General features: G+C 62.2%; 25 protein-coding genes, 1 tRNA gene and 1 riboswitch. Of the genes, 22 read left to right on the forward strand and 4 right to left on the reverse strand.

Going from position 1 to position 23,826, the window contains the following annotated elements; translation table 11 throughout:
• Nucleotides 1-161: 161 nt before the first annotated feature.
• From BD293_RS03465 to thpR, 4 genes are all read left to right on the forward strand, one after another.
• Nucleotides 162-1,067, forward strand: coding sequence for an AAA family ATPase (locus tag BD293_RS03465; RefSeq protein WP_142079881.1), 906 nt, complete (start codon nt 162-164; stop codon nt 1,065-1,067).
• A 77-nt stretch (nt 1,068-1,144) separates the two neighbouring features.
• The gene (locus BD293_RS03470; protein WP_142079882.1) at nt 1,145-2,404 is read left to right on the forward strand and encodes a vWA domain-containing protein; all 1,260 of its coding nucleotides are present in this window, start codon (nt 1,145-1,147) and stop codon (nt 2,402-2,404) included.
• 52 nt (nt 2,405-2,456) lie between these two features.
• Nucleotides 2,457-2,780 carry an antibiotic biosynthesis monooxygenase family protein gene (locus BD293_RS03475; RefSeq protein ID WP_142079883.1) on the forward strand — a complete coding sequence of 108 codons (324 nt, stop codon included), beginning with the start codon at nt 2,457-2,459 and terminating at the stop codon, nt 2,778-2,780.
• Nucleotides 2,781-2,792: 12 nt separating this feature from the next.
• A complete protein-coding gene (gene thpR, locus BD293_RS03480) occupies nt 2,793-3,353 on the forward strand; it encodes an RNA 2',3'-cyclic phosphodiesterase (RefSeq protein ID WP_142079884.1) in 561 nt (186 codons plus the stop codon).
• On the opposite strand, the gene BD293_RS03485 is transcribed toward thpR, so the two are convergent.
• Nucleotides 3,314-4,045: a M48 family metallopeptidase gene (locus BD293_RS03485; RefSeq protein WP_142079885.1), complete on the reverse strand. Its 732-nt coding sequence runs from the start codon at nt 4,043-4,045 to the stop codon at nt 3,314-3,316. The genes thpR and BD293_RS03485 overlap by 40 nt on opposite strands.
• A 159-nt stretch (nt 4,046-4,204) precedes the next feature.
• Between BD293_RS03485 and BD293_RS03490 the strand changes: the two genes are divergently transcribed.
• From BD293_RS03490 to BD293_RS03545, 12 genes are all read left to right on the forward strand, one after another.
• Nucleotides 4,205-4,513 carry a TIGR02300 family protein gene (locus tag BD293_RS03490; protein WP_142079886.1) on the forward strand — a complete coding sequence of 103 codons (309 nt, stop codon included), beginning with the start codon at nt 4,205-4,207 and terminating at the stop codon, nt 4,511-4,513.
• Nucleotides 4,514-4,605: 92 nt separating this feature from the next.
• Nucleotides 4,606-4,681: transfer RNA gene (locus tag BD293_RS03495), tRNA-Ala, on the forward strand.
• Nucleotides 4,682-4,787: 106 nt separating this feature from the next.
• Nucleotides 4,788-4,890: riboswitch (TPP riboswitch) on the forward strand.
• A gap of 55 nt (nt 4,891-4,945) precedes the next feature.
• Complete coding sequence (gene thiD, locus BD293_RS03500; protein ID WP_142079887.1) at nt 4,946-5,749, forward strand: bifunctional hydroxymethylpyrimidine kinase/phosphomethylpyrimidine kinase; 804 nt, start codon at nt 4,946-4,948, stop codon at nt 5,747-5,749.
• The gene (locus tag BD293_RS03505; RefSeq protein WP_142079888.1) at nt 5,742-6,710 is read left to right on the forward strand and encodes an FAD-dependent oxidoreductase; all 969 of its coding nucleotides are present in this window, start codon (nt 5,742-5,744) and stop codon (nt 6,708-6,710) included. Before thiD ends, BD293_RS03505 begins: the two co-directional genes overlap by 8 nt.
• Nucleotides 6,700-6,897, forward strand: coding sequence for a sulfur carrier protein ThiS (thiS, locus tag BD293_RS03510; protein ID WP_142079889.1), 198 nt, complete (start codon nt 6,700-6,702; stop codon nt 6,895-6,897). The genes BD293_RS03505 and thiS overlap by 11 nt, the downstream gene beginning before the upstream one ends.
• 3 nt (nt 6,898-6,900) lie before the next feature.
• The gene (locus BD293_RS03515) at nt 6,901-7,662 is read left to right on the forward strand and encodes a thiazole synthase (RefSeq protein ID WP_142079890.1); all 762 of its coding nucleotides are present in this window, start codon (nt 6,901-6,903) and stop codon (nt 7,660-7,662) included.
• Nucleotides 7,659-8,255 (forward strand): thiamine phosphate synthase, encoded by a 597-nt coding sequence (locus BD293_RS03520; RefSeq protein WP_142079891.1) that lies wholly within the window; start codon nt 7,659-7,661, stop codon nt 8,253-8,255. The genes BD293_RS03515 and BD293_RS03520 overlap by 4 nt, the downstream gene beginning before the upstream one ends.
• Nucleotides 8,252-9,205 carry a HesA/MoeB/ThiF family protein gene (locus BD293_RS03525; RefSeq protein WP_211840986.1) on the forward strand — a complete coding sequence of 318 codons (954 nt, stop codon included), beginning with the start codon at nt 8,252-8,254 and terminating at the stop codon, nt 9,203-9,205. Before BD293_RS03520 ends, BD293_RS03525 begins: the two co-directional genes overlap by 4 nt.
• A gap of 10 nt (nt 9,206-9,215) precedes the next feature.
• Nucleotides 9,216-10,166 carry an ABC transporter substrate-binding protein gene (locus tag BD293_RS03530; RefSeq protein WP_142079893.1) on the forward strand — a complete coding sequence of 317 codons (951 nt, stop codon included), beginning with the start codon at nt 9,216-9,218 and terminating at the stop codon, nt 10,164-10,166.
• Nucleotides 10,163-10,837 (forward strand): thiaminase II, encoded by a 675-nt coding sequence (tenA, locus tag BD293_RS03535; RefSeq protein ID WP_142079894.1) that lies wholly within the window; start codon nt 10,163-10,165, stop codon nt 10,835-10,837. The genes BD293_RS03530 and tenA overlap by 4 nt, the downstream gene beginning before the upstream one ends.
• Nucleotides 10,834-11,568, forward strand: a complete 735-nt coding sequence (locus tag BD293_RS03540) for an ABC transporter ATP-binding protein (protein WP_142079895.1) — start codon at nt 10,834-10,836, stop codon at nt 11,566-11,568. The genes tenA and BD293_RS03540 overlap by 4 nt, the downstream gene beginning before the upstream one ends.
• Nucleotides 11,556-12,308: an ABC transporter permease gene (locus tag BD293_RS03545; protein ID WP_142079896.1), complete on the forward strand. Its 753-nt coding sequence runs from the start codon at nt 11,556-11,558 to the stop codon at nt 12,306-12,308. Before BD293_RS03540 ends, BD293_RS03545 begins: the two co-directional genes overlap by 13 nt.
• A gap of 293 nt (nt 12,309-12,601) precedes the next feature.
• Here BD293_RS03545 and BD293_RS03550 read toward each other — a convergent pair whose 3' ends face one another.
• Entirely contained in the window at nt 12,602-14,716 is a 2,115-nt protein-coding gene (locus BD293_RS03550) for a DEAD/DEAH box helicase (RefSeq protein ID WP_142079897.1), read from the reverse strand.
• 494 nt (nt 14,717-15,210) lie between these two features.
• Between BD293_RS03550 and BD293_RS03555 the strand changes: the two genes are divergently transcribed.
• Nucleotides 15,211-17,019: a PHA/PHB synthase family protein gene (locus tag BD293_RS03555; protein ID WP_142079898.1), complete on the forward strand. Its 1,809-nt coding sequence runs from the start codon at nt 15,211-15,213 to the stop codon at nt 17,017-17,019.
• A 341-nt stretch (nt 17,020-17,360) separates the two neighbouring features.
• Here the strand turns inward: BD293_RS03555 and BD293_RS03560 are convergent, their stop codons facing one another.
• Entirely contained in the window at nt 17,361-18,389 is a 1,029-nt protein-coding gene (locus BD293_RS03560; protein ID WP_246086198.1) for a GlxA family transcriptional regulator, read from the reverse strand.
• A gap of 69 nt (nt 18,390-18,458) precedes the next feature.
• Between BD293_RS03560 and BD293_RS03565 the strand changes: the two genes are divergently transcribed.
• The gene (locus tag BD293_RS03565) at nt 18,459-19,121 is read left to right on the forward strand and encodes a helix-turn-helix domain-containing protein (protein WP_142079899.1); all 663 of its coding nucleotides are present in this window, start codon (nt 18,459-18,461) and stop codon (nt 19,119-19,121) included.
• Between the two features lie 18 nt (nt 19,122-19,139).
• Here the strand turns inward: BD293_RS03565 and BD293_RS03570 are convergent, their stop codons facing one another.
• Nucleotides 19,140-20,159 (reverse strand): LacI family DNA-binding transcriptional regulator, encoded by a 1,020-nt coding sequence (locus BD293_RS03570; RefSeq protein WP_142079900.1) that lies wholly within the window; start codon nt 20,157-20,159, stop codon nt 19,140-19,142.
• 135 nt (nt 20,160-20,294) lie between these two features.
• Here BD293_RS03570 and BD293_RS03575 point away from each other — a divergent pair, with 135 nt between their 5' ends.
• From BD293_RS03575 to BD293_RS03590, 4 genes are read left to right on the forward strand one after another with little or no spacing between them, the layout of a single operon-like run.
• Nucleotides 20,295-21,077 carry an ABC transporter permease gene (locus BD293_RS03575; protein WP_142079901.1) on the forward strand — a complete coding sequence of 261 codons (783 nt, stop codon included), beginning with the start codon at nt 20,295-20,297 and terminating at the stop codon, nt 21,075-21,077.
• Nucleotides 21,078-21,081: 4 nt separating this feature from the next.
• The gene (locus BD293_RS03580; protein WP_142079902.1) at nt 21,082-21,867 is read left to right on the forward strand and encodes an ABC transporter permease; all 786 of its coding nucleotides are present in this window, start codon (nt 21,082-21,084) and stop codon (nt 21,865-21,867) included.
• Between the two features lie 21 nt (nt 21,868-21,888).
• A complete protein-coding gene (locus tag BD293_RS03585) occupies nt 21,889-22,686 on the forward strand; it encodes an ABC transporter ATP-binding protein (protein ID WP_142079903.1) in 798 nt (265 codons plus the stop codon).
• 38 nt (nt 22,687-22,724) lie between these two features.
• A complete protein-coding gene (locus BD293_RS03590; protein ID WP_142079904.1) occupies nt 22,725-23,771 on the forward strand; it encodes an ABC transporter substrate-binding protein in 1,047 nt (348 codons plus the stop codon).
• Nucleotides 23,772-23,826 lie beyond the last annotated feature (55 nt).

Here is a 23,826-nt window from a genome sequence, read left to right on the forward strand (position 1 = left end):
AGCGCGGGGCTGGCAAATACTCTTGCTGCGTCTTGGGCGCGGCCTTCGGTCACAGATTGGTCAGCGTTACTTGTCCATTGGTCGCATATTCCATGATGCGGGCTTGACCACAAGCCAGCGGCGGGCCAGCTTTCGATGTAAGCGACACGAAAGGGAGGGATATGACGCAAGATTGCTCAAGCATCGAGACTGTGCAGGCGCTGCTGTCCGGCCAATCCTATATTGCGGACCGTGCACTTTCGACCGTGGTGTTCCTCGCGCTCAGCCTCAAGCGTCCCATCTTTCTGGAGGGGGAACCGGGCACCGGCAAGACCGAAATCGCCAAGGCCATTGCCACAGGCCTCGGGCGTCAGTTGATCCGGTTGCAATGCTATGAGGGGCTTGATGCGTCCTCGGCGGTCTATGAATGGAACTTCGCTGCCCAGATGATCGCCATTCGTGCGGCTGAAGCGACCGGCGCGGGCCCCGGTCTGCGCGACAGCCTGTTTGGTCCCGAATTCCTGATCGAGCGCCCGCTTTTGCAGGCCATGCGCCCCCAGCCCGGTGGCGCGCCTGTCCTGCTGATCGACGAGATCGACCGCACGGACGAGCCGTTTGAGGCGTTCTTGCTGGAGGCCCTCTCGGAATATCAGGTCACCATCCCCGAATTGGGTGCCATCAAGGCGGCCGAGCCCCCCATCGTCATTCTGACCTCGAACCGCACGCGCGAGGTGCATGACGCGCTCAAGCGCCGCTGCCTGTATCACTGGGTCGATTATCCCGACTTCAAGCGGGAACTCGAAATCCTGTCGGCCCGCGCACCCGAAGCCTCGGACACGCTGTCGCGCGAAGTGGTGGCGTTCGTGCAGCGGCTGCGCAATGAAGATCTGTTCAAGAAACCCGGTGTGGCCGAAACCATCGACTGGGCGAAATGCCTGCTGGCGCTGGATGTGCTGGAACTCTCGCCCGAGGTGATCTCAGACACATTGGGCGCGATCCTGAAATATCAGGATGACATTGCCCGTCTTCAGGGCATGGAGGCGAAAAAGATCCTTGATGAAGCGCGCCAATCTCTGGAACCTGCATGATCATTTTCTTGCCGGAAATACTCTGGGGTGAATTGGCGCAGCCAAGAGGGGCAAAGCCCCTGATCGCGGGCTGAGCGATGGCGCGCTACACCGATCTGGACATCCCCGAAGATGGCAAACTGGTTGACAATATAACCCATTTTGCGCGTGCGCTGCGCCGCGCGGGCCTGCCCATCGGACCGGGGCGTGTCCAAGCCGCGATCGAGGCAGTGGCGGTGGCGGGGTTTGACCGCAAGCCGGATTTCTACTGGGTATTGCATGCGGTTTTCGTCAATCGCCCCGAAGAGCGGCAGGTTTTCAATCAGATTTTCCAGCTCTATTGGCGCGATCCGCGCTATCTGGAACATATGATGTCGATGATGCTGCCAGCCATCCGCAATGTTGCCGAGCAGAAAGCCGCCGAGGCTGCGGCCAAACGTGCTGCCGAAGCGCTTCTGGACGGGGCCGAGGCACCGGATCTGCCGCAGGGTGGCGATGAGACGGAGAATACCGAAATCGAGATCGACGCCTCGCAAACCGCATCCAGCGATGAGCGTCTGCGCAGTCTTGATTTTGAGCAGATGTCCACGCAAGAGGCCGCGCAGGCGCGGCGTATGCTGGCGCGTCTGTCGCTGCCGGTCAAACCCCTCGCCACGCGCCGCCTGCGCGCTGATTTTCGGGGCCGCAAACCGGATTGGCGCGGCACATTGCGCGCGGCCATCCGGCAGGGGGGCGAGGTCACGAAACTGCACCACCGCCGCCCCGTCACGCGCTGGCCTGCGCTGGTGGTGCTGTGCGACATCTCAGGTTCTATGTCGCAATATTCGCGTATGGTGTTGCATTTCGTCCATGCTGTGGCCAATCGGCAGGGGCAGGGCTGGTCGAAGGTTCACGCCTTCACCTTTGGCACAAGGCTGACCAATATCACCCGCCATCTGCGCACCCGCGATGTCGATGCCGCGCTGAATGCCGCCGGAGCCGAGGCGCAGGACTGGCAGGGGGGCACGCGCATCGGCGGCTGTTTGCGCAGCTTCAATGTGGATTGGACGCGCCGTGTGTTGGGGCAGGGGGCGGTGGTGCTGCTGATCTCGGACGGGCTGGACCGCGACGACCCCGCCTTGCTCGCACGCGAAATGGAGCGGCTGCACCTGTCTTCCAAGCGCCTGATCTGGCTGAACCCGCTTCTGCGCTGGGACAGTTTCGCGCCGCGCGCACGTGGCGTGCGCGCCATGCTGCCCCATGTGGACGCTTTTCGTGCCGCCCATTCCATCGCGTCAATCGAGGCTTTGGCCGAAGCGATTTCCGACCCGCAGGACCGGGGCGAGAAAGCGCGCCTGATGGCAATGCTGAACGATTGATCTTGGCACAGGTTTGCGGCACGATGGGCCATAGCTCAGGGAGGGCCGCGAGATGCAGATCAGCGCAACCAATGACGAGCAGACAGTCATTTCCACATTCGAGATGACACCGGGCACCTGCACCGATGTGCTCGAAGCCTTGCAGGATGCTTATGACAAGGTGATCCGCCACCAGCCGGGATTTCGGGGTGCCGCGATCCATGTCAATGATGCCCAGACGCGCATTTCCACCTATTCGCGGTGGCGCGAGCGGGCAGATTTTCAGGCCATGCTGCGCACATCAGAGATGCGCGCGCGCAACCGCGCCATTGCCGTGCAATGCGCGCGCTTCGAGCCGGTGATGTATGAGGTCGCCGCGACCTATGCGGCGGAGTAGGGCAGTCCCAGAATGCGTGTCTTTCTTGGGCTGGAATTGCCCGCGCATATCCGCAGTCATTTGGTGCTGCAACAGTTTCTGCTGCCGGTGAAGCGCAAGCTGCCGCCCGAGAGTTTCCACATCACGCTGGTCTTTCTGGGGGAGGCGGAGATGGCCCAGCTAGAGGCGCTGGATGAAGCGCTGACGCGGCTGGAAGTGCCTGATTTTTCCGTTCAGGTTTCAGGGCTTGGCCTGTATGGCAAGTCAAAACCGCATAACCTGCACGCCTGTGTTGCTCCGGCCCCTCAATTGATGGCGCTCCAGCAAAAGCTGATGCGGCTGGCGCGTGTCGCGGGCTTTGCGCCCGAAGCGCGGCGCTACAGCCCGCATGTCACCCTGTCCTATTTGCGTCCCGGCAGTTTCAATCAGGCGGAACTGGAAGCCGCTGTCGCGCGCGACGCGACGTTTCGCACCGAGGCGTTTGAGGTCAGTGAAATCGCCCTGTTCCGGTCGCATCTGCGCGCTGATGGTGCGCAATACGATGTGTTGGAGCGCTACCCATTGTCCGCGCAGGGGCGCGATGTGAAGCAATAGCTGTGCAGCAGCGCACCATTGTCGCGCAGCCAGTGCCGGTGTTGCTTATATTCGGGCATCAGTTGCGCCACGCAGGCCCAGAAGTTGCGCGAATGGTCCATGTGTTCGAGATGCGCCACTTCATGGGCGGCGACATAATGCAGCACCTCCGGCGGGGCCATGATCAGCCGCCATGAATACATCAGCCGTCCTTGTGCCGTGCATGACCCCCAGCGCGAGCGCGTGTCGCGCAGCGCAATCGCGGCGATGGGCCGTCCAAGGGCTGCGGCATAGCGTTCAGAGGCGGGCACGAGTGCAGCACGCGCGCTGGCCTTGAGATAGGTGGCGACGCGCAGCGCGGTGCGGGTGCCGGTCGGGTCCGGCGGGACCAGAAGCTGTGCGCCCTCGACGCCAAGGCGTGGGCCGGCCCCTTGCATGATTCGCACGATCTTGCCATGCAGCATGATTTCGCGGCCGATCCCGACGGGGCTTATCTCTGGAACGCGGGTGACTGCGGCGCGCAACCAGCTTTCGCGCTCTTGCAGGAATTCCAGCGCGTCTTGCAACCGCAGGCTTTTGGGCAGTGTCAGTGTGACCCGCCCGTCAAGGCCCGATACCCGCAAACTCAGCCTGCGGGCCTGACCGGAACGGCGCAACACCACTGCAATCTCGGGTGTTCCTTGCAAAATGGCGATTCCGTTCTCGACCCGCATATGCCCGCTTTCCCCAAGGTGGCTTCGTTCACAATACCAGTATCTGGCGCAAAAACTGCCAGCCCTATGACCCGCGCTGCCTCTCAGCCCTTTACAGCATGGTCGAGTTATGGCACGGCGCATAGCTTGAAGGAAGGCACGCGAATAAAGGAATTGCAGATGTCCAATCCAGAATGGGGCGTTAAGCGCGTCTGCCCTGAAACCGGCAAACGGTTTTATGACCTGAACAACTCTCCGATCATCAGCCCCTACACGGGCAAGGTGGTTCCACTCGACAGCAATGATCGTCGTGACGACGTGACCACAGCCCCCCTCAAATCCAAGGCAGCCCCTGCCAAGGAAGAGGATGATCTGCTGGTTGACGATGAAGATGCGGTCGAAGTCGATGATGAACTGCTGGAAGATGACGACGAAGATACCGTCGCGCTGGATGATCTGGCCGATGTCGCATCGGATGATGACGACTGAGTAATCAAGAGCCGCAGGCTGGTGTTTTTTTGTTGCACTGGTCTGCGTGCTCTCGTATGAGGCGGCATCGCGGCACGGTTCGTCGCAACAGTGGGGCCATAGCTCAGTTGGGAGAGCGCTTGAATGGCATTCAAGAGGTCAGCGGTTCGATCCCGCTTGGCTCCACCAAATTCAAAAATGTTGCAAAACAAGTTTGAAAGGCTCGCGCTCGCGGGCCTTTTGCTTTTGGGTCATGCCCCCTTGCCAACCGTGCCGATCAGATTTACCTAACACGTAACAACCGTTGGGGTGCCCTGTCATAGGGGCTGAGAGGCGCGAGCCAACCCATCGAACCTGATCCGGATTATACCGGCGTAGGGAACGGTGACGATCAGGTGCATAGCACCTACATGCCGTATCCTTGCGTTGGACCCATTAGCAAGGAGGGGCATTTTGGTTCCCATCGCATTGACCATCGCAGGCTCTGATTCGGGCGGCGGCGCAGGTATTCAGGCCGATTTGAAGACATTTTCAGCATTGGGCGTTTATGGCGCGTCGGTGATTACGGCGCTGACAGCACAAAACACCCGCGCCGTCACGATGGTCGAGCCTGCAACCCCTGCCATGATCACGGCCCAGATTGATGCGGTATTCGATGATCTTGATGTGCGCGCGCTCAAGCTGGGGATGCTGGGCGGCCCCGAGGCGATAGCGACAGTCGCGCAGCGCGTGCAGGGGCGCGGGGTTCCCATTGTGCTGGACCCGGTGATGGTGGCCAAATCCGGCGACCGGCTGCTGCCGCCCGAGGCATTGGAGGCGCTGCGCCAGCAGCTTTTGCCCTTGGCCGCATTGGTGACCCCGAATCTGCCCGAGGCGGCGGATCTTTTGGGCACCACCCAAGCGACATCCGAGGCCGAGATGGCCGAGCAAGGCCATGCCCTGCGCGCTATGGGGGCCGACGCTGTGTTGATGAAAGGCGGGCATGGTACAGGGGAAATCTGTGTTGACCTGCTGATCGAGGGCGGTGCGACCACCCGTTTGACCGCCCGGCGTCATATCACCCGCAACACGCATGGCACAGGCTGTACGCTGTCCGCCGCGATTGCGGCCGGTTTTGCGCAAGGCCTGCCCTTGGGGGCGGCGGTGGCGCGCGCGCATGCCTATCTGCAAGGCGCGATCCTTGCGGCGGATGATCTGCGGGTCGGGTCGGGGCATGGCCCTGTGCATCATTTTCACAAGGTTTGGGCGCATGACTGATGTGACCATCATCGGGGCAGGGGTGGCCGGGCTGTGGGCAGCTTGGGAATGCAGCAAGGCCGGACTGACCCCGCGCATTCTGGACCGCAACGGCCCGCCCGGCCCGCATGGCTGTTCATGGTGGGCCGGTGGAATGCTGGCACCCTATTGCGAAGGGGCCACCGCCGAGGCTGCGATTGTGCGTCACGGCGCGGCGGCGGCGCAGGCTTGGGCCGAGGTGACGGAAATCACATATCGCGGGTCGCTGGTCGTTGCCTTGCAGCGTGACCGCGCCGAACTGGCCCGCTTTGCGCGCCGCACATCTGGTCACCGGCTGGTCAGCACTGATCTGGCGACGTTGGAGCCTGACCTGAGCACGGCCACTCAGGCGCTGTTCTTTGAGGGCGAGGCCCATCTTGACCCGCGCGCGGCCCTGTCTGACCTTGTCGCGGCGCTGTCTGCGCGCGGCATAGTGGTTGAGCGGGCCGAGGTGCGGCCCGAAGATATTGACGGGCCGGTTATGGATGCGCGGGGCATGGCCGCCGCGGTGTCGGGGCTGCGCGGGGTGCGCGGGGAAATGGTGGTGCTGCATGCGCCCGATATCGCGCTGACGCGCCCCGTCCGGCTGCTGCATCCGCGCCATGCGCTGTATATCGTGCCGCGTGCGGGGGGGCTGTATATGCTGGGGGCCACCCAGATCGAGAGTGCCGACCGGCGCGGGATTTCGGCGCGCGCGGTGTTGGAACTGCTGAGTGCGGCCTATGCGCTCGACCCGCGTTTTGCTGAGGCGGAACTGGTGGAAACCGGCACCGATCTGCGCCCTGCCTTCGCCGATAATGTGCCGCGCGTGGTGGTGCAGGGGCGTATTTTGCACCTCAACGGTCTGTTCCGTCATGGCTATCTGATGGCACCCGCTTTGGCGCGGCAGGCGGTGGCGTTTCTGACGCAAGGACTTAAAGGGGAACTGGTTTATGAAGATTGAGGTCAATGGCACAGCGCATGAGCTCACAGCCGCAACTGTGGCTGAGGCGCTATCCGAACTGGGCTGGGGGACAGCGCGCGTGGCCACAGCGCTGAACGGTGAATTCCTGCCCAAAGCCGCACGCCCGACAACAGTTTTGCGCGACGGCGACCGGCTGGAAGTGCTGGCGCCGATGCAGGGGGGCTGAGCGATGCGCAAGTTTTATGGCGTCAGTCTGGACAGCCCCTTGATGCTGGGCACCGCACAATACCCGTCCCCTGCTGTGCTTGAGGACGCGTTTCGCAGCTCTGGTGCATCGGTGGCGACCGTGTCCTTGCGGCGCGAGGGCGGGCAGGGGCAGGCGTTCTGGGACATCATTCGCGGGCTTGGCGTGCATGTCCTGCCCAATACCGCAGGCTGCTACAGCGCGCGCGAGGCGATCACTACGGCGCAGATGGCGCGCGAAATGTTCGAGACGAACTGGATCAAGCTGGAAGTGATCGGACATGCCGACACGTTGCAGGCCGACCCGTTCGGGCTGTTGGAGGCGACCGAAGCGCTTGCCGCTGACGGGTTCGAGGTGTTCCCCTACACCACCGAAGATCAGGTTCTGGCCGCGCGCTTGCTGGAGGCAGGCGCGACAGTGCTGATGCCTTGGGGCGCGCCCATCGGCTCTGGCCTTGGGTTGAACAACCGCTACGGGCTGAAAACCCTGCGCGCAGCTTTTCCCGATGTGCCGATGGTGATTGATGCGGGTCTTGGCCTGCCCAGCCATGCCGCCGATGCGATGGAGATGGGCTTTGACGCGGTGCTGCTGAACACCGCCGTGGCGCAGGCGGGTGATCCGGTTGCAATGGCGCGGGCCTTCGCGCTGGCGGCGCAAGCGGGTGCGCTGGCCCAAGCCGCTGACCCGATGGAGCCGCGCGACATGGCCGCCCCCTCGACCCCTGTTATTGGAAAGGCATGGCTATGACATTGCCGCGATTCTACCCGATCTTCGACTCGGTTGACTGGCTGGAACGGGCGCTGCCCCTTGGCGTGAAATTTGTGCAACTGCGCATCAAAGAGCGCGACCCAGATGCGTTGCGGCTGGACATCCGCGTGGGGCTTGCCATGGCGCGGACGCATGGGGCGGCGCTGGTGGTCAATGACCATTGGCAACTGGCCATTGAGGAAGGGGCCGACTGGCTGCATCTGGGGCAGGAGGATCTGGACGCGGCAGACCTGCCCGCGATCCGGCGCGCGGGGCTGAAGCTGGGCCTGTCGACACATGACCATGCCGAGCTTGACCGCGCCTTGGCGCTGGCCCCTGATTATGTAGCGCTGGGGCCAGTTTACCCCACGATCCTCAAGCAGATGAAATGGCACCAGCAGGGGCTGGCGCGCGTGACCGAATGGAAGGGGCTGGTGGGGAATATCCCGCTGGTGGCCATTGGGGGCATGTCCGTGGACCGTGCATTGGGCGCGTTTGAGGCGGGCGCGGATGTCGTCTCGGCGGTGACGGATATCACGCTGAACCCCGACCCAGAGGCGCGCATCGCTGAATGGCTTGGGGTCTGCGCATGACCCGTTATGCCCGCCAGATGGTCTTGCCCGAGATCGGGCCAGACGGACAGGCGCGGCTGGGGCGCGCGCATGTGCTGGTTGTGGGGGCCGGAGGGTTGGGCGTGCCGGTGTTGCAATATCTGGCGGGCGCGGGTGTGGGGCAGATCACGCTGGTCGATGGTGACACAGTGGCCGCGCACAACCTGCACCGCCAGCCGCTGTACCGGATGGACCAGATCGGCCAGCCAAAGGCGCTTGCCGCTGCATCCGTTTTGCAGGCGCTGAACCCCGAAACTGACGTTGTCGCGCATCAGCAATGGCTGGACCCCGCCAATGCGCCGAAACTGGTGGCCGCGGCGGATGTGGTGCTTGATTGCGCCGATACATTTGCCGTCAGCCTGACGTTGTCGGACACCTGCCGCGATAGGGGCAAGCCCCTGATCGCAGCCTCGGCGCTGGCGCTGTCGGGCTATGTGGCGGGGTGCTGCGGTGGTGCGCCGTCCTTGCGCGCCGTCTTTCCCGACCTGCCCGAACGCGGGGCCACCTGTGCTACAGCCGGTGTCATGGGGCCAGTGGTGGGCACAATCGGCGCATTGCAGGCGCAAATGGCGCTGTCGGTGCTGCTGGGGCTGTCCCCGTCGCCGCTGGGGCAACTCATCAGCCTTGATGCCGCGCGCTGGCGCATGGGGGGCTTTCGCTTTGACGGGGCAGCCGAACCTGACCAGCCTTTGCCCTTTATCGCGCGCAGCGAGATATGCGCGCAGGATTTTCTGATCGACCTGCGTCATGAGGCAGCACCCTTTTGCGCAGACGCCCGTCACATCCCGCCTGATGCCATTGCCACCCTTGCCCCGCCAGCGGGCGCACGCGTGGTGTTGGCCTGTGCCACGGGTCTGCGGGCGCATAACGCAGGCCAAATCCTGCAAACCCACTGGCGCGGCGATATCGCCCTTCTTGCCCTCACCGACTGAAAGGACCCCTATGAAACATCTGCTTGCCACATCACTGCTGACCGCAACCCTTGCGCTGCCAGCCCATGCACAAGACCGCCTTAGCGTCATGCTGGACTGGTTTGTGAACCCCGACCACGCGCCCATCGTTCTGGCGCAGGAATTGGGTTATTTCGACGACGCCGGGCTGGAAGTGGAAACTGTCACCCCCGCCGACCCGAATGATCCGCCGCGCATGGCAGCGGCAGGGCGCGTGGATATTGCGATCAGTTACCAGCCGCAATTGCACCTTAGCCGCCATAATGACTTGCCGCTGCGCCGCGTGGGCACGCTGATTTCCACGCCCCTGACCTGCCTTGTGGTGCTGGCCGACGGTCCCGTGCAGGAGATGGCAGACCTGAAGGGCGGCAAAGTGGGCTTCGCTGTGGCCGGTGTGCAAGAGGTGATGCTGGACGCGATGCTGGCCCATCACGGGATGGAACCGGGTGATGTCGAGCAGATCAATATCGGCTGGTCCATCTCGCCGGCGCTGATGTCGGGGCAGGTGGATGGCGTGATCGGGGCGTTTCGCAATTTCGAGTTGAACCAGCTTGAAATCGAAGGCAGTGCAGGGCGCTGTTTCTACCCCGAGGCCGAGGGCGTGCCCAGCTATGACGAGTTGATCTATGTCGCCAATCCCGACGAGATGGATGCCGATGTCATTGCCCGTTTTCTGGATGCGACCGAGCGCGCGACCGGCTTTATCCTCAACAACCCCGATGAGGCATGGGAGATTTTCTCGGCCACCGCATCCGAGTTGCAGACCGAGTTGAACACCCGCGCATGGGGCGATACATGGCCGCGCTTCGCCACCCGCCCTGCCGCACTTGATGCCGGGCGCTATGCACGGTTCGAGGCGTTTATGGCGGAACGCGGGGCCACTGCGGGCGGGCTGTCGGTCGATGCGCTGGCCGTTGATGTGACTGCACAGGCAACACCATGAGCGCGCCGGATTATGGCCGCGCTTTCACCCTCTGGCGCGCCTCTGCGCCAGAGTGGGGGGCCTATACGCGGCATGACTTTGTCGAAGCCTTGCGCCGGGGTGATCTGCCGCGCGCGAATTTCCTGCATTATCTGCGGCAGGATTATGTGTTCCTGACCCATTTCGCGCGGGCATGGGCGCTGGCGGCGGCCAAGGCGGGCACCTTGGCGGAAATGCAGGCGGCATCTGCCACGGTGCAAGCATTGGTGCATCATGAGATGCCGCTTCATGTGCACATCTGCGCGGCCGAGGGGATTGATGCGCAAGCGTTGGAGGCCACGATCGAGGCGCCCGCCAACCTTGCCTATACCCGCTATGTGCTGGAAGCGGGCTATTCGGGCGATTTTCTGGACCTGATGGCCGCCCTTGCCCCATGTGTGATGGGGTATGGCGAGATTGGCGCGCGGCTGAAAGGAGCAGGCGGGCCGTATTCGGACTGGATCGAAACCTATGCCGGAGAGGAGTATCAGGCGCTGTGCCATGATGTGGGCGGTCTGATCGACGGCGCGCTGGCCCACAGGCTGGGGCCGGATTGGGCCAGTCTGCCGCGCTTTGAGCACCTGGCGCAGAAATTCGCCACGGCCACACGGCTGGAAGTGGGGTTCTGGCAGATGGGACTCGCGGGCGCATGACGGCCTTGCGCATCCGGGGCGATCTGTGGATGGGTGCTGCACCCCTGATCCGCAATCTGGCGCTGGCGATGCCTGCGCAGCGCTGGACTGGCCTGCTTGGTCCGTCTGGCGTGGGCAAATCCACCCTTGCGCGGCTGATTGCGGGGCTGCCCGGCCCCTACCGGCTGGAAGGCGTGCTTGGTGCTGAGGATGGCGCGCCGCTTGCGGGTCGCGTGGCGATGATGGCGCAGGAGGGGCAGCTTTTGCCTTGGGCTGATTGCGTGCAAAACGTCACCATCGGCGCGCGGCTGCGCGGTGCGCGGCCAGATATTGCGCGTGCCCGCGCGTTGCTGGCGCAAGTCGGGCTGGAAGGGATGGAGCGCCGCCGCCCCGATGCCTTGTCAGGCGGCCAGCGCCAGCGTGTCGGGTTGGCGCGTGTGCTGATGGAAGATTGCCCCATCGTCGTGCTGGACGAGCCGTTTTCCGCACTCGACACAGTCACGCGGCTGGCGATGCAGGATTTGGCCGCATCGCTGTTGCAGGGGCGCACGGTCATTCTTATAACGCATGACCCGTTAGAGGCAATCCGGCTGTCGGATCATGCCTATCTGCTTGGCCCCGACGGGGCCGAAGTGCTGGACCTGCCTGCCAGCCCCACCCCGCGCGACTATACCGCCGCCCCAACGCTGGCTGCGCAAGCGCGGCTGTTGGCGCGGCTGCACAGGGCGGAGCCTGCTTTATGCGCTGGCTGAATTCCCCTGTGTTGCGCGGTCTGCTGGCGTTGGGGTTTGCGCTGGGCGTCTGGCAAACAATTGTCTGGGCCAGCGGGGTGCCGCCCTTCATCCTGCCGGGGCCGGGGCGTGTGGGGGCCAGCCTTTGGGGCAATGCGCCGCTGTTATGGGAACATGCGCGTTTCACGGCGGCCAACCTTGCTATCGGGCTGGCGGCTGGGGTGGCGCTTGGCGTGGCGACGGCGCTTAATCTGGCGCTGTCACCCGGCGCGCGGCTGTTGTTGCGCCCCATGCTGATATTTGCGCAAGCGGTGCCTGTCTTTGCGCTGGCCCCGATCATTACCCTATGGCTTGGCTATGGCGCACCGTCCAAGATTGTCGTGGTCATGCTGGTGATCTATTTCCCGGTCACATCGGCCTTTTTCGACGGGCTGATGCGCTTGCCTGCGCCGCTGAATGATCTGGCCCAGATGATGCGCACGACACCTTTGCGCCGCCTGTTCTTGCTGCAATTGCCCAATGCGCTGCCCGCGCTGGCCTCTGGCCTGCGGCTGGCGGTGGTTTATGCGCCTTTTGCGGTGGTTATCGGGGAATGGGTCGGCTCGTCGCGCGGGCTTGGGTATCTGATGCTCATGGCCAACGGGCGCGGGCAGACCGACCTGATGTTTGCAGCCCTGCTGGTATTGGCGGCACAAAGCCTGATCCTGTTTGCGCTGTTTGAAGCGCTGGCGCGGGGCAGAATGAAAAGGGCCGGGCGCTGAGCGTCCGGCCGTGATGCTGAATCGGTATTGTGGTTAGTGGATGTTTTCGAGGAGCCGCGCAGCACCGGGCCGCGGTGCGGCGATCCACGGTTGGATCTGTAGCGCTTTATGCTGGCCAAATCCGCGAAAGATCAAAGCTATGCGCTGGTGGCAACCCAATCGCCGTGCCGTGGGTGCGGCCCAGCGATGCGCGGCGGGCTAACGCCCTTGATTCCGCGCATCTGAATTGTTGCCAAGTCCCGCAAAATGCCCCTTTAGCCCGTTGGGGGGAATCTTTTGTCAGCTTCGGAGAATTAACGCTTGCCGCGCTTGGGCGGCTCTGCCCCACCGGGGCGGGCCGTTGCGCGAGGTTTGCGCGCGGCGGGTTTTGCCGCACCAGGAGGGGTGAAGCGCTTGGAGCTGTCGCGCGCATCCGCCGCCGGGGCCGATGGCTTGCCCATGGGTTTTGGCTTTGACTTGGACGCGGGCTTGCCCGCAGGTTTCACAGCCGGGTCATAGCGGTCGAACTTGGCCTTGGCGCGCGGGCCATCGGGCTTGTCCTTGGGCTTGTAGCTGTCCTTGCCGCGTGGGGCGTCAAACTTTTCCTTTGGCTTATACGCATCCGCCTTGTCTTTCGGCTTATAGGCATCGGGCTTGCTAGTGGCGCGCGGGGCAGGGCTGGTGGCGGCACTGTGGCGCGGCTTTCTCTCGCCGTCGGCGCGGGGTGCGGCGGGGGCTTTGCGTTCAGGTGCGCCCTCGGTGCGGGCCCGTGATGCGGGGGCGCTGCCGCGGTATTCAGGGCGTGGTCGGGGGCCTGAATCGGATTTCGGCCTGCCGCCGCCGCCTGATTGCCGATCTGGTGCTGTCTCCATCGGGCGCGCAACGATGCCGTCTTCCAGCACCCCGCCTGCACCCAGAGCGGTCATGAAGCCAGCGGCGCTGGCCTCGGTCAATTCGACATGCGTCTCATTGTCCTGCACGCGGATCGCGCCAATCGCGGTTTTGTCCAGATTGCCCGCGCGGCACAGCAGCGGCAGAATCCAGCGTGGTTCGGCCTTGTCGTCACGCCCGACCGACAGCGCGAACCAGCGGCTTGGGCCGAATGCCTTATGTTCGCGCGCGGCGGGTTTCGCCTCTGGCGGCAGCAAATCTTCGGGGGCTGCGTTGCGTTGCTGATAGAGGCGCAAGTAAGCGGCAGCCACCACTTCGGGCGCATGAAGGGCCAGCAGCTTTGCTGCAAAGGTCTGTTCATCCTCGGTCAGGGGTGTTGTCCATGCCGGGTCCGCCAGCAAGCGCTCTTCGTCCTTTTGCAGAATATCCTCGACCGAGGGTGCGACCGTCCATTCCGCAGAAATCTTGGACCATTTCAGCAGGTTCTCGGCCTTGCGCAAGGCCCGTGGCGGCACGATCAGCGCCGAGATGCCCTTGCGGCCTGCGCGCCCTGTCCGGCCCGAGCGGTGCAGCAGGCTTTCGGTATTGGTGGGCAGGTCGGCGTGGATAACAAGGTTCAGGTTCGGCAGGTCAATGCCGCGTGCGGCCACATCGGTGGCCACACAGACCCGCGCGCGACCATCGCGCATGGCTTGCAGCGCGTGGGTGCGTTCGGTCTGACTCAACTCGCCCGACAGGGTGACTGTGGCCAGCCCGCGATTGGTCAGGCGTGCCGACAAATGGCTGACAGCGGCGCGGGTGTTGCAAAACACAATCGCACTTTGGTCGGCATGAAAGCGCAGCAGGTTGAAGATGGCGTGTTCGCTGTCAGATGCGGCTACGCGCAGCGCCTGATACGAGATATCGGCATGTTGGTCTGTGCTGCCAAGCGTGCTGATGCGGCGTGCGTCGCGCTGGTATTGCTTGGCCAGTTTGGCGATCATCGGCGAAACGGTGGCCGAGAACATCAGCGTGCGGCGCTCTGCCGGTGCCTTGCCCAGCATGAATTCAAGGTCTTCACGAAAGCCCATGTCGAGCATTTCGTCGGCCTCATCCAGCACAACTGCGCGCAATTCACTTAGATCAAGGGCATTGCGCTCGATATGGTCGCGCAGGCGTCCGGGCGTGCCGACAACGATATGCGCGCCACGTTCCAGCGCGCGGCGTTCCTGGCGGCTGTCCATGCCACCGACACACGATGTCACGATTGCGCCGGTCTTGGCATAAAGCCACGTCAATTCGCGCATGACCTGAAAGGCCAGCTCGCGCGTGGGGGCAACAACCAGCGCCAAGGGCGCTGCTGCCGGGCCAAAGCGGTCGTCGCCGCCCAGCATCGTGGGGGCGATGGCCATGCCGAAGCCAACTGTCTTGCCTGATCCGGTTTGCGCAGAAACCAGAAGGTCCTGATCGCCGATATCCTCGGCGGTGACCGCGTTCTGGACGGGTGTGAGTTTGTCGAAGCCACGTTCTGCAAGGGCTTCGGACAGGGGAGTGATCATAGCGGGTATATCCATGGTATTAGGGCAGTCATGCCGTTGAAAGGTGTCAACGCGACACATGACCGGTCCCATTACCGAGCGTCACATTGGAAGTATCTGCATACAGCACATCAGGTGCTCACATGCGTCCTTGCGTCTTGTCAGCACAGCAAGGCGGGAAACCAGAAACACCGCCCGATCCGGACGCGCCGGAGCAGGGCAGTGTGTGCGCCCCTCTCTCGCTGTGATTGGCCGCCATGTCAAGGTCATGAAACCGGCGCGCGCGCATGGCCGTTATGTGATGTGTGTGCGCATTCTGGCGTGACTTGACATGGATCAGTGACAGCGGGTGCCGTAAAATGCTCTTATTCCACATGTCGGGGCCACTATCTGGCCGCACCAAGGACGGCCCTGTAACGCGGTGCGCGCGCCAGATGGGTTTCGTCACGACCAACAGGATGTGCCTTGCAGGCACGCCCGCGCATATTTGCCACGACAGAGCAGGAGGCCACAGCATGACCCAAAAGCCCAAGCGCCCGAAACCGGCGCAGGCAGACGTACCACCTGCCCGGACGCCGCATGTCTTTTTGCCTGCCAAACAAAGCGCGTCCAGTGACGCGGGGCGGCACGCCCATGCCGCACTGGATCGCAGTGCGATGGCCAGTCTGGCCCGGATGACATCTGGCCTGTCGCCGCATGCAATTCTTGACGCTTGGGGGGATTGGGCAATGCATCTGGCCCGCGCACCGGGCAGACAGATCGAGCTGATGGAGCGCGCGCAGACGAATTGGATCAAGCTGGCCCAATTTGGAACCGCCGCGACATTTGGCCAGTCCCCGGACAAGCCCTTTGCGCCGGGGCGCTATGATACGCGCTGGTCGCATGCCGGGTGGGACAAGCCGCCCTTTGCCGTGTGGCAACAGGGATTTTTGGGTGCACAGGATTGGTGGCAGGCGGCCACATCGGACCTGCGCGGGCTGAAACGACAGAATGCGCAGCGCACCGGGTTCATGATGCGTCAGCTTCTGGATACGGTGTCGCCTGCGAATTTCCCTGTGGCAAATCCTGAAATTCTGGAAAAGACATGGCAGACAGGCGCGCGCAATATGTTCGAGGGCGCGGTGCATTTTGCCGATGATGCCCAGCATGTCCTGGCCCATGAACACCGGCCTGTGCCCGAAGAATTCGCCTTGGGCAAGGTTCTTGCCTGCACGCCGGGCGAAGTGGTGTACCGCAATGACCTGATGGAGCTTATTCAATACAGCCCGACCACTGACAAGGTGCAGGCAGAGCCTGTGCTGATCGTGCCTGCATGGATTATGAAATATTATATTCTGGACCTCTCGCCGGAAAACTCGTTGATCCGCTGGCTGGTGGGGCAGGGCTATACCGTGTTTTGCATCTCGTGGCGCAATCCGGGTGCCGAGCATGCCGAATGGTCGCTGGAAGATTACCGCCTTCAGGGTGTGATGCAGGCGCTGGACGTCGTGAACAAGATCGTGCCCGAGCAGAAGGTTCATGCCAACGGGTATTGTTTGGGCGGCACGTTGCTGGCGATTGCCGCCGCGACCATGGCGCGCGACCATGACGCGCGCCTTGCCTCGATCACCTTGATGGCAGCACAGGTAGATTTCGTTGAAGCGGGCGAGTTGCTGTTGTTTCTGGATGAAAGTCAGGTTGCCTATCTGGAAGACATGATGTGGGCGCAAGGGTATCTGGACCGGCCCCAGATGTCAGGAGCCTTTGCGGCGATCCGGTCCGAAGACCTGATCTGGTCACGCGCTGTGCGGCGCTATTTTCTGGGCGAGCCGGACTTGCCCACAGATATGAGCGTCTGGGTCAATGACACGACGCGTATGCCCGCACGCATGCATTCCGAATATCTGCGCGGTGTGTTTTTGGAAAACCGCATCACGGCGGGGCGGTTCGCAGTTGAGGACCGTGTGATTGCGTTGAAGGATATTGATGCGCCGATGTTCGTGGTGGCAACGGAAACCGACCATATTGCGCCGTGGCGGTCTGTGTATAAAACCGCGTTGTTCACCGATTGCGACATGCATCTCTTGCTGACCAAGGGCGGGCATAACGGGGGCATTTTGTCCGAACCGGGCCATAAGGGGCGGCATTACCGTATCGGGCATCGTCCTGCGGGCGCGCATTACATTGGCCCTGATGGCTGGCTTGCCACGCATGACCCTGTTGAGGGGTCGTGGTGGCCGGAATGGGCGCGGTGGCTGGACGCTCAAAGCAGTGGCCCAGTGGCTGCGCGCAAGCCTGCGGCAAGTCTGGGCGCGGCACCGGGGGCGTATATCCACCAAAGCTAGGATTTGGCGTGTGAGGGGGTGTAGTTTGTGCATTTTGGGTGCATAGCTGCGCAGCGACGGGCCGCGGTGTGGCGATCGTCGCTTTCTGCTACAGCGCTTTATGCTGTCCAAGTCCGCGAAAGATCACAGCGTTGCGCATGTGGCAGCCAAATCGCCGTGCCGTGGGTGCGGCCCGGCGATGCGCGGCGGCCTTCGGCCTTTATTCCGCGCGTTACGACCCTCCGCAAAGTCGTCAAAACCGACTCAGTTCATCACGGCGCGCCAAATGTTATGGGCATCATGCAATCGGGACTGCCGCGACCGAGAGAGAGGGTCCGGTGCCAAGACGCGACGCGCGGTCGTCAGACCGACGGCACCGGCCGGTTGTCGCGCACGCGAAATGTGTTGATCTTGCGCCGGTCCTCTTCGGGAGACAGGCCATAGGTTTCAATATAGCGCTGGCGGAACGGGCTGGCGGTTGCATAGCCGATGGCAAGGGCGATTTCGGACATGGATCTGTTGGAATACATGACCAGTTGACGGGCTGCGGCCAGTCGCAGGTTGCGATAATAGATTGAGGGGGACTTGCCGGTAAGCGCCTTGAAGTGTCGCTCCAACTGGCGCGGCGAGAGGCTGATCTGTTCGCAGATATCCGCAATGCCGATCGGGTCTTCCAGATTTTCGGACATGATCCGCACGGCGCTGGCCACGGGTTCGGGCAGCATGTCCGATGTGGCGGCGGCGCGCAGGGCCGGGATTTTCTGGCGCACACCTTCGCCCCGCACAAGCGGATGCTGGAACCAGCAGGCCACTTCGGTCATGACCTCGGCCCCAAGGCGCTGCTCGATCAAAAGCAGGGCGGCATCGAAGGCGGCCGCAGCACCTGATACCGTCAGTCGCCGCCCCTCGGCCATGATCACTGCATCGGTGGTGCGGTGATCGGGAAATTCATCTGCGAAGGCGCTGGCATAGCACCAATGGACCGAGGTGACATGCGCGTCCATCAAGCCGGCGCGCGCCAGCGGAAACACCCCGCCACTGACCCCGCCCAGCGCAGCCCCATGACGTGCAAGCGCGCGCAATGCGCCATTGCCCTGACGCGGGTTGCCGAATTGGCCATTGGGGGGCGACAGCACGATGACATGATCTGCCCCGCGCAGCGAGGCCAGATCAGATGATGGATGAAACACAACTTTCGCGCTGCTTTCCACCGCTGCGCCATCTTCTGAAATCAGTGACCAGCGGAATGCCTCGCGCCCCGAGATTTCATTTGCCGCGCGCAATGGCTCTATCATCGAGGTCAGGCAGGCCATCGGAAAGCCGGGGAAAATCAGAAACCCCAGATGCAGGTTTTCATTCTGGTTTACGGAATCTATATCATGATGAAACATTGTTCATCGTTCCTTTTGCCCGAGTACCGCGCGGCGCCGTTTCGGAATGTTATATTTGAAAGCGTATCCATGCCGCAGTCTTTGCCGAGCATCCCACAAAAAGACCGCGGCGCAAAGCTGTCGCAAGACCCCCATCTTGTGCGCGATGAACGCGAGAAGGTTCTAGAGGTGGCCATCGGGCGTGAAGTGCGCGGGTACCGGCGGCAAAAGGGGATGACTGTGTCGGATTTGGCGCAGGTGACGGGCCTGTCCATCGGAATGCTGTCCAAGATCGAGAATGGCAACACCTCGCCCTCGCTGACCACATTGCAGACGCTTGCCCATGCGCTAAGCGTGCCACTGACCGCATTCTTCCGCCGGTTCGAGGAACACCGCGAGGCGGTGCATACCAAAGCAGGCGAAGGCGTCGAGATCGAGCGCGCGGGCACGCGGGCGGGCCATCAATACAATTTGCTGGGCCATATCGGGGCCAATGCCAGCGGCGTTATGGTCGAGCCGTATCTGATTACACTAAGCACGGAATCCGATATTTTTCCCACGTTCCAGCATGGCGGGATCGAGACGATCTATATGCTGGAGGGGGAACTGGGTTATCGCCACAGCGACCAGTTGTATCACCTCTGTCCCGGCGACACGCTGTTTTTTGATGCGGACGCACCGCATGGCCCCGAAATTCTGAAAAAACTGCCTGCGCGCTATCTGTCGATCATCACCTATCCGCAAAATACCTGACCAGCGCTGCCGCCCCGCTCAGCTCTTACAGGGACCGGTCGAGTGACGCACGACCAGATTGACCGGCAATTGCACTGTGCGGTCCGAGGGCAGGGTTGCATCATCCAGCCGTTGCAGCATCAGCGCCGCTGTTTCAGCGCCAATGCTGGCGGCGGGTATGTCGACCGTGGTCAGGGACGGCGACAGATGGGCGGCGAAATCGACATTGTCGATCCCGGCAAAGGAAATGCTGTCGGGCACATTAATGCCGCGCCCCTGTGCCTCGATCATCGCGCCGATGGCCAGCAGATCGGCAGTGCCAATGACAGCGCTGGGGCGGGGGACCATTTCCAGCAAGGTCATGCAGCCCGCGCGCCCTGCTGAAAGCGACAGGGGTTGCTGGCAGATCTGGGTTTGGGCCAGCGGAATATCCCGTTCCTGCAAGGCGGCGCGGATGCCGTTGACGCGCGCGGCCTGCCGGTCGTTGTTGCGCAAATGCCCGCAGATCACACCAAGGCGGGTATGGCCCAGATCCAGCAGATACCGCGTGACCAGATAACCTGCCTGAAAGCTGTCGACCAAAACCCGGTCAAAGCCTTCGCGCCCTTCCCACATCTGGATCAGGGGCACGCCAGCCGCGTCGATCATGGTTCGGGTGGATTGCGGCCTGTCCCCGCCCACGACCACCAAGCCGTCCACCCCATGCGAGATGAGTTGGGCAAGCGCGCCCGCCTCATTCGCGGAATCGTATTCATGGGATGCAATCAGCAACTGATACCCGTTCGCGCTGAAGGCGCGCTGCATTTCCTGCAAGGTTGCCGAGAAGATCGGGGAATTCAGCGTAGGAACAACCACGCCGATGGTGTTGGACCGGCCCGAGACAAGCGCGCGGGCGCGCCGGTTTGGGACATATCCCAGCCGTGCTGCAACCTGCCGGATACGCTCCAGCGTGTCGGGCTGCACCAGCCCCGGTTGCGACATCGCACGCGAGACTGTCGCAATCGAAGTCGCAGAATCGCGCGCCACATCTGCAAGTGTGGGCTTTCGATTTGATGACATTTTTCATCCAGGCTATGAAAATTTACATGACGATTTATAATGAAAATAATGGAAAATACAAGTTTATTGCAAATTAAAGTTGACAGGATACGGGTATCCATGAAAGCGTTTGCATAGTTCTTGAGGGGGGATGTCGTGCCGCGCAGGGTTTCAATCGGATTTGTTACCATTCTTGTGGTCTGTGTCATCTGGTATGCAGTGACAACGGGCTTTGGAATTATCCCGTCCGGGCGGTTTCCGTCCCCTGCTGAAACATGGTCGGCGTTTACGCATGTCTCGGGGCGCGGCTATGGCGGCGGTGATTTAACGCTGCATGTCTACAACTCGCTGCGCCTTGTTGTGCTTGGGTTTCTGTTCGCCATTGTCACTGGTGTGCCGCTTGGCCTGCTGATGGGCTGGAGCAGGACAGCAGAGGCGCTGATAAACCCTATCTTCCTGATTATCCGCCCGATCCCGCCGCTGGCATGGATTCCCTTGGCGATCCTGTGGCTGGGGCTGGGGGATGCGGCCAAGATGATGGTGATCTGGTTCTCGGCCTTTGTGCCATCGGTTATCAACACCTATGCCGGTGTGCGCAATATCGACCGCCCCGTGATCGAGGCGGCCTATATGCTGGGCATCCCGAAGGTGCGCTTTGTGAGTGAGGTGCTGGTTCCCGGTGCCAGCCCGATGATCTTTACCGGATTGCGGCTGTCGCTTCAGGCATCCTGGACCACATTGGTCGCGGCAGAGCTGGTGGGTGCGTTCTACGGGATTGGCCGCGTTCTGAATGTGGCGCAGCAGGATTTGTACCCCGGCATGATCCTTGTGGGCATGATCGCCGTGGCCATTCTGGGTTGGGGTACCACGCGCCTGCTGGGTGTGGCCGAAAGTTATGCGCTGCGCTGGAATACCGCCGCCTTGGCCGCGAGAGGATAAGCCCATGCAAAAGCAAATACCTTTCATGCAATCGGTTCTTCTGGGTCTTGTGGGCTTGGGAAGTTTCATCGGGCTGTGGCACGGGCTGGCGGTCAGCGGTCTGATCTTGGATGTATTCCTGCCCTCGCCGGTGGAGGTCTATGACCGCTTTACCACCTTGCTGGACCGCCGCTTTGCGGGCGCGACCTTGCCGGGGCATTTGTTCGCAAGCTTTCAGCGCTTTGCCTACGGTTTTGTGCTTGCGGCGCTGATCGGTATTCCGCTTGGCCTGCTGATGGGTTGGTATCAGCTTTTGGACGAAATCGTCTCGCCACTGTTTGATGCGCTGCGCTTTGTTGCGCCAATCGCATGGGTGCCCTTCGCCGCGCTTTGGTTTGGCACAGGGATTGGCGGGCCGATCATGATTATCTTTGCGGGTGCCTTTCCGCCCTGTGTGATCAATGCCTATCGCGGTGCGAAATTCGTCGATCCGCGCCTGATCGAGGCGGCGAATATGCTGGGCACGCCGTCGCACCGGGTGATCCGCGAAGTGCTGCTGCCCTCGTCCGTGCCGTCCATCATCTCGGGGCTGCGGGTGTCGGCGGGCCTTGGCTGGCAATCGCTGGTGGGGGCCGAGCTGATCGTAGCCTCTGCCGGAGTTGGGTACATGATGGTGCAGGGGCAGGCGAATGTTTCAACGACAACTGTGATGGCCGGGATGGTCGCAATCGGGCTGGTGGGTCTGGCGCTGGACAGCGCGCTGCGGCTGGCCGAACGCATCATCCAGCGCAGACGCGGGCTGGAAAACTGATAGGGACAAGGGGTTAGTCGAATGGGTGTGATCCAATTCAACGATGTGGGCAAGATTTTCGGGCCACGCGAGACGGGGTTCCATGCCCTTCAGAACATCAATCTGGAAATCCGCGACAAGGAATTTGTGGCCATCGTTGGTCCTTCGGGGTGCGGCAAGACCACCTGCCTGCGCATGGTTGCGGGGTTCGAGCCGACAACGGACGGGGTTGTCACGGTTGATGGCACGCCAATCAAGCGCCCCGGTCCCAACCGCGCTGTGGTGTTCCAGCAATTCGCGCTGTTTCCGTGGAAATCGGTCTATGACAATATCGATATGGGGCTGCGCAACCTCAATGTCAGCCGGTCCGAGCGCGAGGCGCGGATTGCCGACATTCTGACCCTGATGAACCTGACCCAATATGCCAAGCATTTCCCGCACCAGCTGTCCGGCGGTATGCAGCAGCGGGTTGCGATTGCGCGCGCCTATGTGCTGGACCCCGATGTGCTGCTGATGGATGAGCCGTTCGGCGCGCTGGATGCGCAGACCCGCGTGGTCATGCAAGAAGAATTGGTGCGCCTTGCGCGCAAGAACCCCCGCACGGTGCTGTTCATCACCCATGCGGTGGAAGAGGCCGTCTATCTGGCTGACCGCGTGGCGATCATGACGCGCGCGCCGGGGCGGATCAAGGAAGTGCTGGACGTCGCCAGTATTCGCAATGCCGAAGACTGGGACAGCCACGAGAAGATCGAGGATGTGATGGACCTCGAAAGTTTCGTGCATCTGCGCACACATATCTGGCGCAGCCTGCGCGAGGAAAAGGCGGCGCAACACGCCTGAATCATCGAAACGACTACAACAGAAGGAGGAACTCACCCATGAAACTGACTTTCAAAGCGCTGGCCCTTGCGACAGCGGCAAGCTTCGCGGCCCATGCCCCCGCGCAGGCCCAAGACCTGACCCCCATCAACCTGAGCTATCAGCCCGCATTGTATTGGGCGCTGCCATTCTATCTGGCGACTGAATTTGGCTGGTGGGCTGATGTTGGCCTTGACCCAAGCTTTACCACCTTCCCCGCAGGCGCGCCGCAGATTGCAGCCGCGCAGGCCAATGACTGGGATGTGGGCGGCACCGGTTCGGTTCCCGCCGTGCTGGGTGCGGCCCGCTTCGGGCTGAAAACGGTTGGCATTACCAATGACGAAAGCCGCGGCAATGCGCTGATGGCCACCAATGACGCGATTGAAGGCTTTCGCGCGGACCCTGACAGCATTCGCGGCGAGCGGATCTTGCTGACGACCAACTCCACCGTCGATTTTGCCACGCAGTCCTGTCTGGAACAGTGGGGCCTGAGCCAGTCTGATGTGGAATATGTCAATCTTGCACAGGCGCAGGTGATCACCGGTGTTATTGCAGGCGAGGGCAAGCTGGCCGGCGTCTGGGCGCCCAACACCTATACATTGCAGGAGCGCGCCAACAGCGATTACCTGTGTTCGGGTGCGGATGCGGGCGCGATTGTGCCCGGCGCGCTGGTTGTGCGCCCCGGTTTTGCCGAAGAGCACCCTGAACGTGTAGCGGCCGTTCTGGCCACGTTCCTGCGCGGTGTTGTCTGGGCACGCGAGAACCCTGATGAGGCCCGCCGCCATCTGGTCGATTTCTATTCTGATGGTGGGGTCGAGATTTCGGACGCCGCGATCAACGCAGAGTTCGACCTGCGCCCGACCTTCGATCTGGAAGAGCAGCTTGCCATTCTGGACCGCTCGGACGGGCATAGCGATGTCGATCAGTGGCTGACTGCCATTGGCGATTTCATGACCTCGGTCGGCACCACGGACACAACGCCGGTCGCGGATGACTACATCAACCCAAGCTTCATGCAGATGGTCATGGACGACCCCGAATTGCGGGCCATTGCCAATAACGAATGATGCACTCAACGACCTGCCGCCCGCTAAGGGTGGCAGGTCACAACCTCAAAGGATG

Origin of the sequence: Roseinatronobacter monicus (genome assembly GCF_006716865.1) — a bacterium.
Classification (GTDB): Bacteria; Pseudomonadota; Alphaproteobacteria; order Rhodobacterales; family Rhodobacteraceae; genus Roseinatronobacter; species Roseinatronobacter monicus.